General features: G+C 63.2%; 17 protein-coding genes. 13 read left to right on the forward strand and 4 right to left on the reverse strand.

The window, feature by feature from the left end:
* Positions 1-30: 30 nt before the first annotated feature.
* Positions 31-1,422, reverse strand: a complete 1,392-nt coding sequence (locus tag AWB76_RS14015; RefSeq protein WP_061160728.1) for an aminotransferase-like domain-containing protein — start codon at positions 1,420-1,422, stop codon at positions 31-33.
* A 391-nt stretch (positions 1,423-1,813) separates the two neighbouring features.
* Here AWB76_RS14015 and AWB76_RS14020 point away from each other — a divergent pair, with 391 nt between their 5' ends.
* From AWB76_RS14020 to scpA, 9 genes are read left to right on the forward strand one after another with little or no spacing between them, the layout of a single operon-like run.
* Positions 1,814-2,296 carry an MSMEG_0572/Sll0783 family nitrogen starvation response protein gene (locus AWB76_RS14020; protein WP_061119141.1) on the forward strand — a complete coding sequence of 161 codons (483 nt, stop codon included), beginning with the start codon at positions 1,814-1,816 and terminating at the stop codon, positions 2,294-2,296.
* 5 nt (positions 2,297-2,301) lie between these two features.
* A complete protein-coding gene (locus AWB76_RS14025) occupies positions 2,302-3,309 on the forward strand; it encodes a Nit6803 family nitrilase (RefSeq protein ID WP_061160885.1) in 1,008 nt (335 codons plus the stop codon).
* Entirely contained in the window at positions 3,302-4,372 is a 1,071-nt protein-coding gene (locus AWB76_RS14030; protein ID WP_061160729.1) for an MSMEG_0568 family radical SAM protein, read from the forward strand. The genes AWB76_RS14025 and AWB76_RS14030 overlap by 8 nt, the downstream gene beginning before the upstream one ends.
* A 1-nt stretch (position 4,373) precedes the next feature.
* Positions 4,374-4,934 (forward strand): MSMEG_0567/Sll0786 family nitrogen starvation N-acetyltransferase, encoded by a 561-nt coding sequence (locus AWB76_RS14035; protein ID WP_061160730.1) that lies wholly within the window; start codon positions 4,374-4,376, stop codon positions 4,932-4,934.
* Positions 4,931-5,881, forward strand: coding sequence for a sll0787 family AIR synthase-like protein (locus AWB76_RS14040; RefSeq protein ID WP_061160731.1), 951 nt, complete (start codon positions 4,931-4,933; stop codon positions 5,879-5,881). Before AWB76_RS14035 ends, AWB76_RS14040 begins: the two co-directional genes overlap by 4 nt.
* A 22-nt stretch (positions 5,882-5,903) precedes the next feature.
* Positions 5,904-6,188: an MSMEG_0570 family nitrogen starvation response protein gene (locus tag AWB76_RS14045; RefSeq protein WP_061160732.1), complete on the forward strand. Its 285-nt coding sequence runs from the start codon at positions 5,904-5,906 to the stop codon at positions 6,186-6,188.
* A 32-nt stretch (positions 6,189-6,220) separates the two neighbouring features.
* A complete protein-coding gene (locus AWB76_RS14050; protein WP_061160733.1) occupies positions 6,221-7,510 on the forward strand; it encodes an MSMEG_0569 family flavin-dependent oxidoreductase in 1,290 nt (429 codons plus the stop codon).
* Between the two features lie 9 nt (positions 7,511-7,519).
* The gene (locus AWB76_RS14055) at positions 7,520-8,344 is read left to right on the forward strand and encodes a Pnap_2097 family protein (protein WP_061160734.1); all 825 of its coding nucleotides are present in this window, start codon (positions 7,520-7,522) and stop codon (positions 8,342-8,344) included.
* A complete protein-coding gene (scpA, locus tag AWB76_RS14060; protein ID WP_096031299.1) occupies positions 8,341-10,446 on the forward strand; it encodes a methylmalonyl-CoA mutase in 2,106 nt (701 codons plus the stop codon). Before AWB76_RS14055 ends, scpA begins: the two co-directional genes overlap by 4 nt.
* Before the next feature lie 24 nt (positions 10,447-10,470).
* On the opposite strand, the gene dkgB is transcribed toward scpA, so the two are convergent.
* From dkgB to AWB76_RS14075, 3 genes are all read right to left on the reverse strand, one after another.
* Positions 10,471-11,277 (reverse strand): 2,5-didehydrogluconate reductase DkgB, encoded by an 807-nt coding sequence (gene dkgB / locus AWB76_RS14065; protein WP_061160735.1) that lies wholly within the window; start codon positions 11,275-11,277, stop codon positions 10,471-10,473.
* Between the two features lie 159 nt (positions 11,278-11,436).
* Positions 11,437-12,018, reverse strand: a complete 582-nt coding sequence (locus AWB76_RS14070; RefSeq protein ID WP_061160736.1) for a PPC domain-containing DNA-binding protein — start codon at positions 12,016-12,018, stop codon at positions 11,437-11,439.
* A 109-nt stretch (positions 12,019-12,127) separates the two neighbouring features.
* Positions 12,128-13,078, reverse strand: coding sequence for a LysR family transcriptional regulator (locus tag AWB76_RS14075; protein WP_061160737.1), 951 nt, complete (start codon positions 13,076-13,078; stop codon positions 12,128-12,130).
* Positions 13,079-13,256: 178 nt separating this feature from the next.
* On the opposite strand from AWB76_RS14075, the gene gbd reads away from it, so the two are divergent.
* From gbd to AWB76_RS14095, 4 genes are read left to right on the forward strand one after another with little or no spacing between them, the layout of a single operon-like run.
* A complete protein-coding gene (gene gbd / locus AWB76_RS14080; RefSeq protein WP_061160738.1) occupies positions 13,257-14,396 on the forward strand; it encodes a 4-hydroxybutyrate dehydrogenase in 1,140 nt (379 codons plus the stop codon).
* Positions 14,397-14,421: 25 nt separating this feature from the next.
* Complete coding sequence (locus AWB76_RS14085) at positions 14,422-15,201, forward strand: enoyl-CoA hydratase/isomerase family protein (RefSeq protein WP_061160739.1); 780 nt, start codon at positions 14,422-14,424, stop codon at positions 15,199-15,201.
* Positions 15,202-15,220: 19 nt separating this feature from the next.
* Complete coding sequence (locus tag AWB76_RS14090; protein WP_208606567.1) at positions 15,221-16,399, forward strand: CaiB/BaiF CoA transferase family protein; 1,179 nt, start codon at positions 15,221-15,223, stop codon at positions 16,397-16,399.
* A gap of 45 nt (positions 16,400-16,444) precedes the next feature.
* Entirely contained in the window at positions 16,445-17,476 is a 1,032-nt protein-coding gene (locus AWB76_RS14095) for a TRAP transporter substrate-binding protein (RefSeq protein ID WP_061160741.1), read from the forward strand.
* Positions 17,477-17,491 lie beyond the last annotated feature (15 nt).

The raw sequence follows: 17,491 nt of genomic DNA on the forward strand, positions 1-17,491 counted from the left end.
CCGTACGGGTTGGCTTATTTTTTGTGCGCATCAGAGCATCGGCATATGCAGATGATGCGGATCGGCCATCATATCCGCCACGCGCCTCAACGCCTCGCGGCAATCCTCGCGATCCTGAGGGCCGCCGAGACACAAACGCAGCGCGTTCGGCGGATTGCCGTCGGTGGAAAATGCGGCGCCGGCCACCGCGCCGATGCCTTGATTGCGCAATTGCAGCGCCAGTTCCGGCGCACTCCAGTCGCACATCGACGGCACGGGCAACCAAAGATGAAAGCCTTGCGGGTCTGCATCGAATGCGAGGCCTCGAAGCTCCGCCGACGCGATCGCCTGTCGGGCGGCCGCTTCATCGCGAATGGCGTCGAGCACGTCCGCCGCGGTGCCGTCGTTGATCCATTGTGTCGCGAGCAGCACGGTGAACGGACTCGGCATGACCGTCGTCGCACGTAACGCTCCCGCGATGCGTTGCGTCTGTCTCGGCGTCGGCGCCTTCAGATACGCGACACGCAGCCCCGCACCCAGCGTCTTCGATAAACCGGTCACGTGATACGTGAGTTCGGGCGCGAGTTCCGCGAGCGTGGCGGGCGCATCGAAGGGCAACATGCCATAAGGCTCGTCCTCGATGATCGGCACGTTGTAGCGCAACGCCACATCCGCAAGCGCTTCGCGCCGCTGCCGCGTCAACGTCAAGGTGCTCGGATTCTGCAACGTCGGATTGCAATAGAATCCGCCGGGCTTCTCCGTTTTGCACAACGCCTCGAACGCATGCGGCAGCGGCCCTTCGTCGTCGCGCGCCAGAGCCTGCAAGCGCACGCCCAGTTGCGATGCGATCGCCTTGATACCCGGATAAGCCAGCGAATCCAGACAGATCATTTCACCCGGCCGCGCAAGCTGCGACACCAGCGCGACGAGCGCTCCGTGAATGCCGGGACAGACGAGCACGGTATCGGCATCGCAATCCGGAATGCGCGCTCTGAGCCACTCGCGCCCCGCCGCGCGATCCGCCGCCGTGCCGCCGAAATCCTGATAGCGCAGCAACTGAAACGGATCGGCGCGCTCCATCAGACTCGCCGCCGATGCCCGCAATCGCGCCGCCAGCGCGGGCGGCTCCGGCGGCATGTTCATCGACATCTCGACACTGCTGCCGCCCGCGAGCGGCAAGGTCTGCGTTCTGCCGCGCACGAATGTGCCGCTGCCCGCGCGCGCATCGAGCAGGCCGCGCTTGCGCGCTTCGGCATATGCGCGCGCAACCGTCGTGTAGTTAAGCTTGAGAAGATCGGCGAGATCGCGCAGACCTGGCAGCCGATCACGCGGCCGCAATCGCCCGCTCGCAAGGTCTTCCTCGATCAGATCGGGAATGGTCAGATACGCGGGCTTTCTGCTCTCTTCGAGCTTCCTGATCCAGTGATGCGCCGGCTGATTCATGACCGCGATGTCCTCGGCAAATGTTCGATTCACCTTAGCATGTCAAATCAATCAAAAGAAAAGAGATCGCATGCGCTAATCGCACTTGATTGCATTGATCGCATCGATGCACGGCTTCGGTGTGCCGCGCACCATGCGCACGCTTTCCTGCGCTGAATTCGTGCGTGCATCGCTTGTGCACGGCACTCCCGCGTGATGGCAAAAGGCCCTCCGGTCGGGCGTCCGCAAGAATTTTTCGGTTCGCGCATGCAAGTTCGTTTTGCTTGATTGCAAAGTGATTGCATTTCGCGGGCCAATCATTGGCATATCCGTTGCGTTTGAGCATGTGCCGTCGCGATGAATGCGATCAATAGCGACGGCTCATTTGCGAACCCACACATCGGAGAATGCCATGCCCGCAGTCAATCAACCGCTTCACAAGAACGGCGACTTTCTGGTCGACTACGAAGAGAAGGTCTTCGAGGACGTGAAGGCCGAACCCGGCGAAAAAGCGCTCGTCACGTTCCATACGGTTGCGTTCGAAGGCTCGATCGGCTTCGTGAATCTGCTGCAGGCGACGCGACTTCAACGCAAGGGCTTCGATACATCGGTTCTGTTGTACGGTCCCGGCGTCACGCTCGGTCTGCAACGCGGCTTCCCGACGCTCGGCGACGAAGCCTTCCCCGGTCATCTCAACTTCAACAAGCAACTGCAGAAGTTCATGGCCGAAGGCGGCAAGGTGTATGCGTGCCGCTTCGCATTGCAGGCGCTGTACGGACACGGCGAAGCCTCGCTGATCGAAGGCATTCGTCCGATCAACCCGCTCGACGTGCTCGATCTCCAGCTGCTTCATCGCAAGGAGAACGCGCTCGTCATCCATACGTGGACCGTGTGACGATCATGTCCGATGCCCTTTCGAAAAAGCGCATCGTGCGCGCTGCCGCCGTGCAGATCACGCCGGACTTCGAGCGTCCGGGCGGCACGCTCGATCGCGTCTGCACCGCCATCGACGAGGCTGCCGCGCAGGGCGTGCAGCTCATCGTGTTCCCCGAAACCTTCGTGCCGTATTACCCGTACTTCTCGTTCGTGCGCGCGCCGGTCGCATCGGGCGCGGATCACATGAAGCTGTACGAGGAAGCGGTCGTGGTGCCCGGTCCGGTCACGCAGGCGGTGGCCGAACACGCACGGCTCGCGAACATGGTCGTCGTGCTCGGCGTGAACGAGCGCGATCACGGCAGCCTGTACAACACGCAACTCATCTTCGATACCGACGGCAAGCTGCTGCTCAAGCGCCGCAAGATCACGCCGACATTCCACGAACGCATGATCTGGGGCCAGGGCGATGCAGCGGGACTGAAGGTCGTCGAAACGGGCGTGGGACGCGTCGGCGCGCTCGCGTGCTGGGAACACTACAACCCGCTCGCGCGCTATGCGCTGATGACGCAGCACGAAGAGATCCATTGCAGCCAGTTCCCCGGCTCGCTGGTCGGTCCGATCTTCGCGGAGCAGATCGAAGTGACAATCCGCCATCACGCGCTGGAATCGGGCTGCTTCGTCGTCAACGCGACGGGCTGGCTGACCGAGGCGCAGATCGAAGCCGTCACGCCCGATCCGAAGCTTCAGCGCGCGCTGCGCGGCGGCTGCAACACGGCGATCGTGTCGCCCGAAGGCCAGCATCTCGCGGAGCCGTTGCGCGAAGGCGAAGGCATGGTCATCGCCGATCTCGACATGTCGCTGATCACGAAGCGCAAACGCATGATGGATTCGGTCGGTCACTACGCGCGGCCCGAGTTGCTGAGTCTCGCGATCAACGATCGCCCGGCATCGCCCGTCACTACTTTCAAGGACACCTACGACGATGAACGCCCGCGAGAACCTGCCGGCATCGAGCCGGCAATTGATGACTGAGCTTCAATCGACGGGCCTGCGGCTCGTCGATCCGCGCGCGGGCGTGTCGAGCCGGCGCGGCGGCGCGGGGCCGTCGGATCACAAGGCGGTGACGGTCGATGGCGTGACCATCATGGTGCCCGTGCATACGAGCACCGCGTGGGAGTCGCCGTTCGTCGCCGGCGAGCCCGATGCGCACGGCAAGAGCGCGCTCATGCGCAACGCGATTCCGATCGCGAGCATCAGCTTTCCGAAAGCGCCGCGCTTCTATGCGATGCAGACGCTCGACGGCGTGCCGTACTCGCACATCGCCACGCTGCACAGTGCCGACGTGCTCGCGACGACCGTGCTGCAAACGTGCATCCGTTACGAAAGCCGCCGCAAGTCGTGCAAGTTCTGCGCGATCGGTCAGTCGCTTGCGGCCGGCCGCACGATTGCGCGCAAGACGCCGGAGCAGCTCGCCGAAGTGGCGCGCGCCGCCGTGCTGCTCGATGGCGTCAAGCATATGGTGCTGACGACCGGCACGCCGCCGACGCCTGATCGCGGCGCGCAGATCCTCTGCGAAAGCGCGTTTGCGATCAAGGCGGCCGTCGATCTGCCGATTCAGGCGCAATGCGAGCCGCCCGACGACGACAACTGGTTCGAGCGCATGAAGGCAAGCGGCATCGATACGCTCGGCATGCATCTCGAAGCGGTGACGCCCGCCGTGCGCGAACGCATCATGCCGGGCAAGGCGACGGTGCCGGTCGCGCGCTACATGGACGCCTTCGAGGCGGCGGTCGCGGTGTTCGGGCGCGGGCAGGTGAGCACGTACATCCTCGCGGGGCTGGGCGATAGCGCGCAGGCCATCGTCGATACGGCACACGAACTCATCGCGCTCGGCGTGTATCCGTTCGTCGTGCCGTTCGTGCCGATCAGCGGCACGCCGCTCGAAGATCATCCCGCGCCCACGCCCGAGTTCATGCGCTCAATACTGGCACCCATCGGCGCGATGCTCGCGAACGCCGGCATGCGTTCCGCCGACATCAAGGCCGGCTGCGGCAAATGCGGCGCGTGCTCGTCGCTTTCTTCGTACGAGGTGTGACATGTTCGTCGAAGCCATCGAAGGCGACGCATTCGATCTTGCCTATACGCCGGTCGAATATCGCGTCAAGTGGGCGACGTTGCCTTGGGAAGCGGATGAAGCGTACAAGCTGCGCCGCGCAGTGTTCTGCATCGAGCAGGGCGTGTTCGTCGGCGATGATCGCGACGAGATCGACGAGCACGCGCAATTGCTCGTCGCGCTGAGTTGCGTCGCGGGCATGCCGGAGCAGGTGGTCGGCACGGTGCGCATCCATGAAACGGAGCCAGGCGTATGGCTCGGCTCGCGGCTTGCGGTGCATGCGGCGTTCCGCTCGCACGGCAAGATCGGTTCGACGCTGATCCGCCTCGCGGTGTCGAGTGCCCACGCGCTCGGATGCGAGACTTTTCTCGCGCACGTGCAGGCGCAGAACGTGCCGCTCTTCAGACGGCTGCGCTGGGATACGCAACAGGAAGAAACGCTCTTCGGCCGGCCGCATCATCTGATGCGCGCGCAACTGGATGCGTATCCGCCGTGCGTCACGCCGCAAAGTGGCTTCGTCGCGCTGGCGCGGAGGCTGCCGTGAATGCGCTGACTGGTCTCGTCGAACGTCTGCGCGAAAGTCGCGGCTTTCGTCACAAGAGCGATCTCTCGGGCGTGCTGTCCAGACTGCCCGAGGCTGCACAGGCGGTGCCGATAGGCGACGACTGCGCCGCGATTTCCGATGGCGACGGTTATCTGCTCTTCGCGATCGAAGGCATGGTGAGCGACTTCGTGCGCGCGATGCCCTGGTTCGCCGGCTACAGCGGCGTGATGGTGAACGTGAGCGACATCTACGCGATGGGCGGCCGTCCGCTCGCCGTCGTCGATGCCTTGTGGAGCGGCGACGCGCAAGCCGCAGCCGAAGTGCTCGCGGGCATGGCGGCGGCATCGGCAGCGTATGGCGTGCCGATCGTCGGCGGACACAGCAACGTGCGCAGCGACGGCGCGCAACTCGCGGTGGCGATCGTCGGGCGGGCAAAGACGCTTTTGACGAGCTTCGACGCGCGCCCCGGCGATGCGCTCGTGATGGCCGTCGATCTGCGTGGCCGCTTCGAGGATCCGTATCCGTTCTGGAATGCATCGGTCGGCGCGCCCGAAGGCCGTGCGCGCGGCGACTTCGAACTGCTGCCCGCGATGGCCGAAGACGGCCTGTGCGATGCCGCGAAGGACATCAGCATGGCGGGCGCGCTCGGCACCGCGCTCATGCTGCTCGAATGCTCGAAGGCGGGCGCGCGCATCGATCTCGATGCAGTGCCGCGGCCCGAAGGCGTCGATTTCGAGCGCTGGCTCGCGGCGTTTCCGAGCTTCGGCTTCGTCTTGTCCGTGCGTCCCGAACATGTCGATGAAGTGCTCGCGCGTTTCGCGTCGCGCGATCTCGCGAGCGCGGTGATCGGCGAAGTCGATGCATCGCGTGAAGTCGTGTTGAAGCGCGACGGCGATGCCGCGTTGCTATGGAATCTGCACGAGCAGCCGTTCATATGCGCGCGATGAACCCCGCAACCGAGGCCACACCATGCCCGTCATGCACTTTCTGATTCGTTGGCCGGATGGCGTCGAGGCGAACTGCTATTCGCCTTCGACCGTGGTCGGCGAGTATTTCGCGGCCGGCGAAAGCTATACCGTCGGCGATTTCGTCGCGCGTTCGCGCGAGGCACTGAACATCGGCTCCGAGCGCGTGCGTGAGAAATACGGTTTCGCCTGCTCGGCCGCGCTCGATCAGCTTGCGCGCATCGAAGAGGATGCGGGGCGATTCAGCGAGGCGCACGACGCACGCGTGACCGTGCTCGCGCTCGATTGACTCATTGGATGAACTGTCGAAAAGGATTGGATATGTCGAACATCGATTCAGCGCAGGATACGGCCGCGCATTACAGCGTCATCGTCATCGGCGGCGGACAGGCGGGGCTTTCGGTGAGCTACTTCCTGAAACAGGCGAACATCGATCATCTCGTGCTGGAGAAGCACAGCGTCACGCACACGTGGCGCACGCAGCGCTGGGACACGTTCTGCCTCGTCACGCCTAACTGGCAATGTGCGCTGCCCGGACATCCGTATCAGGGCGCGGACCCGCACGGCTTCATGAAGAAGGACGAGATCATCGACTATCTCGATGCGTTCATCGCCAAGGTGAATGCACCGGTGCTGGAAGGCGCGGCGGTCACGCGTGTCACGCGCGACGCGCAAGGCCGCTATGCCGTGACGAGCACGCGCGGCGCGTTCACGGCGGATCAGATCGTGGTCGCGTCGGGCGGCTATCACACGCCGATCGTGCCGCGCATGGCCGAGCGGCTGCCTGCGGGCATCGCGCAAGTGCAGTCATCGGAATACCGCAACGCCGATGCGCTGCCGCCCGGCGCGGTGCTCGTGGTCGGCTCGGGTCAGTCGGGCGCGCAGATCGCGGAGGATTTGCATCTGTCGGGGCGCAAGGTGCATCTCGCGGTCGGCGAGGCGCCGCGTTGCGCGCGTTTTCATCGCGGGCGCGATGTCGTCGACTGGCTCGCCGACATGCGCTATTACGACATGCCCGTGACCGATCATCCGCTGCGTGAAGGCGTGCGCGACAACACCAATCATTACGTCACAGGCCGCGATGGCGGACGCGATATCGATCTGCGCCGCTTCGCGCTCGAAGGCATGGAGCTGTTCGGCCGGCTCGAAGATTTCCGCGACGGCAAGCTGCGTTTCGCGACCAACCTGCGCGCGAATCTCGACGACGCCGACGATACCTACAACCGCATCAACGCGAGCATCGACGGATTCATCGCGAAGCACGGCATCGATGCGCCGCCTGCCACGCCGTACGAGCCGATCTGGCAGCCGGACGACGAGCGCGCGGAACTCGATCTGCAGGCGAGCGGCATCACGTCGATCGTCTGGTGCATCGGCTTCACGCCTGACTTCGCGTGGCTCGATGCGCCGGTGTTCAACGGGCGCGGATATCCGTCGCACATGCGCGGCGTGACGGCGGTGAAGGGGCTTTATTTCGTCGGCTTGCCGTGGCTGCATACGTGGGGCTCGGGCCGCTTCTCGGGCGTGGCGCGCGATGCGCAATATATCGTCGATGCCGTTTGCGCCGAGCGGGCGAGCGCGCCGGAGCGCGTGTCGATCGCGTGCGCGTGAAGGTGCGTCATGCCTCATCACGATGATCTGTATCGCGCCGGCATGCCGCAGCTCAACTTCGCGGGACTCTCTGAGAACTGGCTGCTGAAGGAGTGCGGCGACCGGCATTGGGATGCGCTCGCACGCGAAACGGCGAGCGATTTCATCTCCGACGAAGGCAGCCGCGCGTATGCCGCATTCACGTCGATCCGCCTGCGCGCCCACGGCATTCACGATGTGCGCGAGAACGACACGCTGCGCATACGCACCGAACTGTCGCGCATCGGGCCGGTGCGGCATCTCAGCGAACATCGCGTGAATGGCGGGGACGCCACACATGCATCGCTGTCGATGATGTCCACCTTCGTGCGACGCACCGAGGCGCGCAACAATCGCTCGGTCGCGCGGGCGAGCTTCGCAAACCTCAAAGGCGAGATCGCGCCGATGAGTCCCGTCGTCGCCGGCATGCAGGAAGCGGCGCGCAAACTGCGCCTGCGCGAGAGCGGGGCGCGCATCGACGGGTTTGATCTGCACGATGCGAACCGTGCGCCCGTCGAATTTCTGCCGTGTCCGTACAACGACTTCAACGGCGCGGATTTTCTGTACTTCGCGAGCTTTCAGGCGTTCGTCGATCGGGCGGAATGGCAGACCTGGCGTCTTGCGGAAACACCCGCGCTGGTATCGCGCGAGCTGCACTATCACGGCAACATCAACGTCGGGGACGCGTTGCGGCTGACGTTTCGCCGCGCGTTCGTCGATGATGCGCGCATCGCGCACTGGTGCGAGATCGAGCGCGCGAGCGACGGCCTGAAAATCGCAGATGTGCTGACGCACAAGACACGGAGACGCGCATGAATCGCGTGCCGCGCAAGCCGCTCTATACATCGGCGGATCTCGAAGGTCTCGCGCATCTCGGCTCGATGCCGGGCGCCGCGCCGTTCGTGCGCGGGCCGTATGCGTCGATGTACACGACCAGGCCGTGGACCATCCGCCAGTACGCGGGCTACGCGGACGCCGCCGATTCGAACCTCGCGTTTCGCCGGGCGCTCGAGCGCGGCGCGCAGGGCTTGTCCGTTGCCTTCGATCTGCCGACGCAACTCGGCTACGATTCCACCGACGACGAAGCACGCGCCGATGTCGGTCTTGCGGGCGTCGCGATCGATACCGTCGACGATATGGCGCGGCTCTTCGAAGGCATTGCGCTGGATCGCGTCTCCGTGTCGATGACGATGAACGGCGCCGTGCTGCCGGTGCTCGCGGCGTACATCGTCGCGGCGGATGAGCGCGGCATCGCGATGGAATCGCTCGCGGGCACCGTGCAGAACGACATCCTCAAGGAATTCATGGTGCGCAACACTTACGTGTTCGCGCCGGAACCGTCGATGCGCATCGTCGCGGATGTCGCGCGCTTCGTGAGCGAGCATATGCCGCGTTTCAAGGCGTTATCGGTGTCGGGCTATCACTTTCAGGAAGCAGGCGCGGATGCATCGCTGGAGCTTGCATTGACGTTCGCCAACGCACTCGCGTATCTTCGCGCGATGCGCGCGCGTGGCCTGAGCGCCGATGCCGTCTGCGGACAACTGAGCTTCTTCTTCGGGACCGGCAAGGATTTCTATACGGAGATCGCGAAGCTGCGCGCGGCGCGGTTGATCTGGTCGGGCATCGCCGAAGAAGCGGGCGCGACGACGGCGAAGAGCCGCGCGCTGCGGATGCATTGCCAGACGTCGGGTTGGTCGTTGAGCGCGACGCGGACGCAAAACAATATCGTACGCACGACCGTCGAAGCGATGGCGGCCGTGTTCGGCGGCACCCAGTCGCTGCACACGAACGCGCACGATGAAGCGCTGGCGTTGCCGTCCGCATCCGCCGCGCAACTTGCGCGCGACACGCAGTTGATTCTTCAGCACGAAATGGGTCTGTGCGATGTCGTCGATCCGTGGGCGGGCTCGTACATGATGGAATCGCTGACGGCGAACGTTGCCGAGCGCTCGCGCGAGATCATCGACGAAATCGAGGCGCGCGGCGGGGCTATCGAAGCCATTCGCACGGGCTGGGTGCAGCGGCGGATTCAGGAGCGTGCGGCGATGACGCAGGCGCGCATCGATTCGGGAGAGCAGGTGATCGTCGGCACGAACGAGTTCATTCCAGATGATTCGGATAACGAATCACCCGTTTGTCTCGCAATCGATGGCGAACGCGTGCGTGTTCAGCAGTCGCGCAGAATCGCCGATGTCATGCGCCGGCGCGATGAGCATCGTGTGCGCGCCGCGTTGGCAGCATTGACGCGCGCCGCGCACGACGATGACGGCAACCTGCTTGCGTTGACGATCGATTGCATGCGCGCCCGGGCCACCGTGGGTGAATGCACGCGCGCGCTCGAATCGGTCTGGCCGCGTCATGAACCGGCATCGGCCGATACGACGCGCACATACGGAGAGTGTCGCCATGACGATCACGCATGGCGCACGGCATGCGCTCGCGTCGCGCGACTCAGCGACGAGCTAGGCCGAAAGCCGCGCGTGCTGATCGCGAAACTGGGACTTGATGGACACGATCGCGGCGCGAACGTCGTAGCGTCTGCGCTGAAGGACGCAGGCTTCGACGTGACGACCACAGGATTGTTCGCATCGCCGGCGAAGGTTGCGAAGCTCGCCGCCGAACGGCCGCATGACGTAATCGGCGTCTCGTCGCTTGCTGGCGCGCATCGCACGCTGGTGCCGCGACTCCAGCATGAACTTGCGGAACGGTGCGTGCATATCCCGCTCGCCATCGGCGGAATCGTGCCCGATGAGGACGCTTCGTTTCTGCGAAAGCACGGCGTCGTTGAAATATTCAAACCCGGTGTGGCGATGCACGAGATCATCGCGCGGCTGGCGGACGTGATTCGTTTCCACGTCCGGCACGCGCCATTGAGCGCGTCGAGTGTCTACGGAACAAAGGACAGCGATCGCTCATAGCAGGACAAAACGTGCATGTGAGTTTCAGTCCCACACCGGCGCGAGGCCTTCGGGGCTGACTTCACGGCCGTTGCGTTCCAGTCCGGCCATCTGCGCCATGTCTTCGGCGGTCAGTTTGAGCTGCTGCGAGAGCAGGTTGCTTGCGAGATTTTCCCGCTTCGTCGACGACGGAATCACCGAGTAGCCGAGTTGCAGCGCCCAAGCGAGCGCGACCTGTGCCGGTGTCGCGTGATGCTGCTTCGCGATCTCGCCGATGACCGGGTCCTTCAGCACCTTGCCGTAAGCGAGCGTCATATACGACGTGACGTGAATGCCTTGCTCGCGAAGAAACTGCACGAGCTTGCGATTTTGCAGATACGGGCTCAACTCGATCTGGTTGGTCGCGATGTTCTCTTTGCCGACCACGGCGATGGCCTGCTTCGTCAATTCGATATTGAAGTTGGAGATGCCGATCTGCTTCGTGAGACCTTGCGCCTTCGCATCCGCGAGCGCGCTCATGAATTCATCGAGCGACACGCCGTTGTCCGGCGCGGGCCAATGGATCAGCGTGAGGTCGACTTCATCGACACGCAGCTTCGTCAGGCTGTCTTTCAGGCTCGGGACGAGCTTGCCGCGCGCGTAGTTGTCCGTCCAGATCTTGGTCGTCAGAAAGATGTCCGCGCGGGGTGCGCCCGAGGCCGCGATCGCTTCGCCGACTTCGGCTTCGTTGCCGTAGATCTGCGCGGTGTCGATCGCGCCATAGCCGAGTTCGAGCCCGTTGCGCACGGAATCCATGACGACCTGATCTTTCAGGCGGAAGGTGCCGAGTCCGAAGGCGGGAATCTGATTCATGGAAGGCGTTCTCCGGTCCGATGTGTCGTTCAATGTCGATGAACGTGATTCTGACCGGTTCGATTCCTTCAAAAAACCGCTTGAAACGCGAAAGAATCTTGATTCCACGTCAAATATCGACGGCGCCTGCCCTCGCAACACCGCGTTTTCCGCGATGCATCATCCGATGCCGAGCACATTCGCGCCGATGCACGGATCGATCGCGCGCTCAAGCCGCTTCTGATGAACGATGAGCGTGATTTCCATCGAGCCGGTTCCCACTTCGAGATTCAGCAGATGGCCGCCGCACGCGTTGAAGTTGCTGTCGCCGGCCATGCCGTGCATGTGGATCGACGGCTTGCCTTCTTTCCACGCGACCGATCCTGTCAGGCTGCCCATCTCGACATTGCGAAAGGTCTTCGCATCGAAGTCCTTTTTCGCCGCGTTCCAGAAGCCGAACGTCGGATGACCGAAGCCGATACCTGTGAGGCTCGCCGCAGGAATGTTCTCCGCGAGCGCGAACGTCGTCAGGTGCTCGAAGACGTTGTCGCCCATGCGCAGCACCATGAAATAACCCGTAGGTGTCCCGATGTATCTGCGTTGCACATCGGGTCCGCCTGCCGCGATCACGCCGGCTTCGCATTCAGCGGGCGTCTGCGTCTGGGCCGCGACACTGCCCGGGATAACCGATGCCGCGAGTGCGCCGGCAGAGAGTGCCGCGATGTTCCTGAAGAAGTGCCGGCGCAGATAAGTCTCGTCCATGAAGCTGTCTCCGTTGAGGTCATTGCCGACTCGATTCGGCTGCGGCGGAGTGTAGACAAGACGTTCGAGACGGAATACTGAGAGTTGCGACTACGGCTATAACGCGAGGTCATGGCTTGAGCGCGTCTTCCGGCTCGATGTGTTGTGCGAGCAGTTCGTCCATCAACAGGCGCGCGCCCGCGGACGCCGGCGCGCCGCGTCGCGTGACGAGTTCGTAGGGTTCGCTTTTCGAGGACAGCTTGAGCGGAAGCATGCGCGCCATGCCATGTCGCGTGAAAAACTCCGCCACGTCGATGGAGACCAGCGCGACGAAAGTCGGATTGCTTTGCAATAGCGAAAGCGTGGCGAATGCTGAAGTGGTCTCGACGAGATGCAGCGGAAAGCGGATTCCGGCTTCGCGGAACTCGCGCTCGAGCAGCATGCGCATCGGCATGTTGGCGCGATAGACGACCCATCTCACGTCGGCAAGGTCTTTCAGGTGAAGCCTGCGCGCCTTCTGAAACGGATGGCTCAGATTCGCGATGACCGCCAGCGTCTCATCCTGAAGATTGACGCTGTCGTAGAGAAAGGGCGTCTGGCTGATCGTCGTGCGGCATACGGCGAGATCGAGCCTTCCGGCATCGATGAGGCTCAACAACGCGGCGCTCGTATCCTCGACGATCTCGACCGACATCTCCGCATGCTTCGTGACCAGCGACGAAATCGCTTCGATCGCGCGCGGCACCGCGCCCATGATGACGCCGACCGAAACGCGCCCGCCATGTCCGCGCATGATGCCGACGATCTCTTCGCGCAAATGCGCTACATCGGTATGAATCAGCCGCGCATAGCGAATCACGCAATTGCCGATGTCGTTCGGCTCCAGCCCTCGGCTCGTCCTGTTGAACAACGCGGTACCGAAGGTCGTTTCGATCTCGTGCAGCGCCTTGCTTGCGCCGGGCTGCGTGAGCGAGACCTGCTTGGCCGCGCTCAGGAGCGAACCATGATCGGCGAGCGCGATCAGCAGGCGCAACTGCTTGAGATGCAGCCGGGAAATGATGGAGTTGAGCGAAGGAGTCATGCGCAGAGTTGAGGAATAGTTATACCCGTATTCATTACTGTCAATTCCGGCCGCTTTGGCCGCTGCCTATACTGCCGCATCAAACCCGCATTGCGCAGGCCTTAAAGCCTAACGTTAACCCGTATCGATCAGGGTTCCTGCTAGTCGGGTTTCCGTGTACCTATAACTGTCGATCAACATGGCCCTCATCAACTACATCACGCAGATCCAGTTCGACTTCGGCGCCGTGCGCCTCGTGAAGAGCGAATGCGAAAGGATCGGAATCAACCGGCCGCTCATCGTGACGGATCGCGGCATCCAGGCGGCGGGCATCGTGGACACGGTGCTGTCGGCCTTGAGCGCGGATCATGAGGTGCCGGTGTATGACGGCACGCCGCCGAATCCGAACGAAGCAGCGGTGCGCGAAGCGGTCGACGTGTTCGTCGCCGAACGTTGCGACGGCATCATCGCGGTGGGCGGCGGATCGTCGATCGATCTTGCGAAGGGCGTGGCCGTTTGCGCGACCCACGACGGCCCGTTGCAGAGCTTCGCGGTGATCGAAGGCGGCGCGACACGCATCACGTCGGCCACAGCGCCGGTCATCGCGATTCCGACCACGGCGGGCACCGGCAGCGAAGTCGGACGCGGCGCGATTCTGATTCTCGACGACGGCAGAAAGGTCGGCGTGATATCGCCGTTCGTCGTGCCGAAGTCCGCGATCTGCGATCCGGAACTTACGCTCAAGCTGCCCGCGACGATGACCGCCGCGACCGGCATGGACGCAATCGCGCATTGCATCGAAACGTTCATGGCGCCCGCGTTCAATCCCGCAGCGGACGGCATCGCGCTCGACGGACTCTGGCGCGCATGGCGTCATATCGAGCGCGCCACGACGCATCCCGACGACAGGATCGCGCGCATGAACATGATGAGCGCGTCGATGCAGGGCGCGCTCGCGTTCCAGAAGGGCCTCGGATGCGTGCACAGCCTCAGTCATTCGCTTGGCGGCATGAATCCGCGTCTGCATCACGGTACATTGAACGCGATCTTTCTGCCTGCCGTGATCGCATTCAATCAGGAATCCAGATCGGTTCATGAAGAGGGAAAGCTTCCACGTCTCGCGCAGGCAATGGGCCTCGAAAATCCGGCGAACGTCGGGACTTCGATCAGGGAGATGACGAATCGCCTCGGTCTTCCCACGACGCTTTCCGGCGTCGGCGTCACGCGCGACATGTTTCCGGACATCGTGAAAGGCGCGCTGAAGGATCACAGTCACAAGACCAATCCGCGCGATGCATCCGCAAGCGACTATCACGCGATGCTCGAAGCGTCGTTCTGACGACGGACCACCCGAAGAGGAAGACATGGGAGACAAACTCGGCATCGAGCGTCATGGCGATATTGCCATCGTCACGCTCGACAACCCCGACAAGATGAACGCGCTCACGCTTTCGATGTGGCGCGATCTCGGCGCGGCGATGGAGCAGCTCTCGGACGATGACAGCGTTCGATGCGTCGTGCTGCGCGGCGCGGGAATGAAGGCATTCGCGGCAGGCGCGGATATCGGCGAGTTTGCGGCGCTTCGATCGAACCGCGATCAGGCGCGCGCCTATGCGGAGATCACGACAGCGGCGATGGATGCCATCGAGCGTTGCCGGCATCCCGTCGTCGCGATGATTCATGGCGTCTGCGTCGGCGGCGGACTCGAGATCGCGTCGCTCTGCGATATCCGCGTCTGCGGCGAATCGAGCCGCTTCGGCGCGCCCGTCGGACAACTCGGACTCACGATGTCTTACGCGGAACTCGGCGCATTGATTCGTCTCGCGGGCCGCGCGGTCGCGATGGAGATCGTGCTCGAAGGACGCATCTTCGATGCACGGGAAGCGCTCGCCAAAGGGTTGACATCGCGTGTCGTCGCCGACGATGCCGTGGAGGATGAAGCCATCGCCACCGCGCGGCGCATCGCGCGTGGCGCGCCGCTCGTCGCGCGCTGGCACAAGGCCGCGTCGAACAGGCTCACGCGCGCGCCCGCGCTGTCGGCCGACGAGATCGAGTCTGCGTTCGATTGCTTCGATACGGAGGACTTTCGCATCGGCGCGGAAGCATTCAATGCAAAACAGAAACCAGTCTTCAAGGGAAAGTGAAATGGGTCCGCTGAGTGGAATGAAAGTGGTTGAACTGGCGCATATCATGTCCGGCCCCGTGTGCGGCATGATGCTCGCCGATATGGGCGCGGATGTCGTGAAAGTCGAGAAAGTGCCTGACGGCGACGATTCTCGCCGCTTCTCGCCGATTCTGCCGAGCGGCGAATCCGCGTCGTTCATGATCGTCAATCGCAACAAGCGCGGCATCGGGCTGAACCTGAAGAGCGAGGGCGGCCGCGAAGTGCTGCAGCGATTGTTGTCGGACGCGGATGTCGTCACGGAGAACTATCGCGCCGGCACGATGGAGAAGTTCGGTCTCGGCTATGACACGCTCAAGGAACTCAATCCTGGGCTGATCTATTGCGCGATCTCGGGTTTCGGCCGCACCGGACCGTTCGGCGAGAAGGGCGGCTTCGATCTCATCGCGCAAGGCATGAGCGGCATGATGAGCATGACGGGCGAAGAAGGACGCGAGCCGGTCAAGGCAGGCTCACCCGTGGCGGACATCAACTCGGGCATTCTCGCGGCGCTCGGCATCGCGGCGGCCTATGCGCAGAAGCTTCGCACCGGGCGCGGCCAGATGGTCGACACATCGCTCTTCGAAGCGGGCTTGCAGCAGATGTTCTGGCCTGCGGCGAGCTATCTCGCGGACGGCACCATTCTGCCGAAGATGGGTTCCGCGAATTCGACAAGCGCGCCGTATCAGGTCTTCAAGACGCGCGACGGCTGGATCAATATCGGCGCGGCCAATCAAAGCAATTACGAACGCCTGCTCGACGTGCTCGATGCGCCCGAACTCGCGAGCGATGCGCGCTTCGCAACGAATGCACTGCGGCTTCAGCACCGCGAGGCGCTCGTCGCGATCCTCAATGAACTGCTCGTGCGCCGCACGACGGATGAATGGATGGCGCAATTCGATCGCATCGGTTTGCCCGCGGGACCGGTGCTCGATATCGCGGCGGCGCTCGCGCATCCGCAGACGATTGCGCGCGAGATGGTCGTCGAAACCGACCATCCGCGTGCGGGCAGGGTCAGAGGTCTCGGCCTGCCGATTCACTTCTCCGATGCAAAACGCTCGGGCAATCGTCCTGCGCCGCTGCTCGGCGAGCATACGAGAGAAGTGCTGATGGAGTCGGGCTATGCGGCGGCCGAAGTCGACCGGTTGATCGAAGAGAACGCCGTCGTAGCGCTGGCCTAGTAAAGACGCGATCAAAACGCGCATCACGAAGTTCAGGAGACAAACATGAGTGGAACCATCACACGTCGGGATTTCCTGACGACGGCGGGACTCGCCGTGGCCGCGACCGCGACGGGCATCGCATTGCCGAACCGCGCATTCGCGCAGACTGCGCCCATCGTCCTCAAATACGCGAGCAGCTTGCCGGACAGCCATCCGCTCAATGCGCACATGCGCGAGGCTTCGGCAGCGATCAGGAAGGAGACGAACGGCCGCGTCGATCTTCAGGTGTTCGCGAATGCGCAAATGGGCGGCGACACCGACATGCTCTCGCAAGTGCGCGCGGGCGGCGTCGATTTCATTCCGCTGCCGGGCGCGATTCTGTCGACGCTCGTGCCGATTGCATCGATCGAAAGCGTGCCGTTCGCGTTCAAGAACTACGACGACGTCTGGGCCGCGATGGACGGCGATCTCGGCAAGCACGTGCGCGAGCAGGCCGCGAAAGCGGGATTGATCGCGATGGACAAGGTCTGGAACAACGGCTTCCGCCAGATCACGAGTTCGACGCGCCCCATCAAGACGCCTGCCGACCTCAAGGGCTTCAAGATCCGCGTGCTGGTCAGCCCGCTATGGACGTCGATGTTCAAGACCTTCGGCGCGGCACCCACCGGCATCAGCATCAACGAGACGTACTCCGCGCTGCAGACGAAGGTCGTCGAAGGGCAGGAGAATCCGCTCGTCGTGGTGCAGTCCGCGCGCTTCTATGAAGTGCAGAAGTATTGCTCGCTGACGGGACACATCTGGAACGGCTTCTGGCTGCTCGCGAGCGGCAAGACCTGGCCGAAGCTCCCGAAAGACGTGCAGGACATCGTCGCACGCAACATCAACGAAGCCGCGATGAAGCAGCGCGAGGAAGTCATCCGTCTCAACCAGAGTCTGGAGCCGATGCTCACGGCCAAGGGCGTCACGTTCAATAAGGTCGATCAGCAGGCGTTCCGCACCGATCTGCAGCAAAAGGGCTTCTACGCCGAATGGAAGAAGAAATACGGCGATGCGGCATGGGGACTTCTGGAGAAGTATGCCGGGCAGCTTTCGTGAGCAAGGAGCGGATCA

Origin of the sequence: Caballeronia temeraria, assembly GCF_001544795.2 — a bacterium.
Lineage (GTDB): Bacteria > Pseudomonadota > Gammaproteobacteria > Burkholderiales > Burkholderiaceae > Caballeronia > Caballeronia temeraria.

Coding starts and splice junctions, on each gene's coding strand:
- AWB76_RS14030 (WP_061160729.1), top strand. CDS start 3,302: ATGACTGAGCTTCAATCGACGGGCCTGCGGCTCGTCGATCCGCGCGCG.
- AWB76_RS14035 (WP_061160730.1), top strand. CDS start 4,374: ATGTTCGTCGAAGCCATCGAAGGCGACGCATTCGATCTTGCCTATACG.
- AWB76_RS14050 (WP_061160733.1), top strand. CDS start 6,221: ATGTCGAACATCGATTCAGCGCAGGATACGGCCGCGCATTACAGCGTC.
- AWB76_RS14090 (WP_208606567.1), top strand. CDS start 15,221: ATGAAAGTGGTTGAACTGGCGCATATCATGTCCGGCCCCGTGTGCGGC.
- gbd (WP_061160738.1), top strand. CDS start 13,257: ATGGCCCTCATCAACTACATCACGCAGATCCAGTTCGACTTCGGCGCC.
- dkgB (WP_061160735.1), bottom strand. CDS start 11,277: ATGAATCAGATTCCCGCCTTCGGACTCGGCACCTTCCGCCTGAAAGAT.
- AWB76_RS14075 (WP_061160737.1), bottom strand. CDS start 13,078: ATGACTCCTTCGCTCAACTCCATCATTTCCCGGCTGCATCTCAAGCAG.
- AWB76_RS14015 (WP_061160728.1), bottom strand. CDS start 1,422: ATGAATCAGCCGGCGCATCACTGGATCAGGAAGCTCGAAGAGAGCAGA.
- AWB76_RS14055 (WP_061160734.1), top strand. CDS start 7,520: ATGCCTCATCACGATGATCTGTATCGCGCCGGCATGCCGCAGCTCAAC.
- AWB76_RS14085 (WP_061160739.1), top strand. CDS start 14,422: ATGGGAGACAAACTCGGCATCGAGCGTCATGGCGATATTGCCATCGTC.
- AWB76_RS14025 (WP_061160885.1), top strand. CDS start 2,302: ATGTCCGATGCCCTTTCGAAAAAGCGCATCGTGCGCGCTGCCGCCGTG.
- AWB76_RS14095 (WP_061160741.1), top strand. CDS start 16,445: ATGAGTGGAACCATCACACGTCGGGATTTCCTGACGACGGCGGGACTC.
- scpA (WP_096031299.1), top strand. CDS start 8,341: ATGAATCGCGTGCCGCGCAAGCCGCTCTATACATCGGCGGATCTCGAA.
- AWB76_RS14020 (WP_061119141.1), top strand. CDS start 1,814: ATGCCCGCAGTCAATCAACCGCTTCACAAGAACGGCGACTTTCTGGTC.
- AWB76_RS14070 (WP_061160736.1), bottom strand. CDS start 12,018: ATGGACGAGACTTATCTGCGCCGGCACTTCTTCAGGAACATCGCGGCA.
- AWB76_RS14045 (WP_061160732.1), top strand. CDS start 5,904: ATGCCCGTCATGCACTTTCTGATTCGTTGGCCGGATGGCGTCGAGGCG.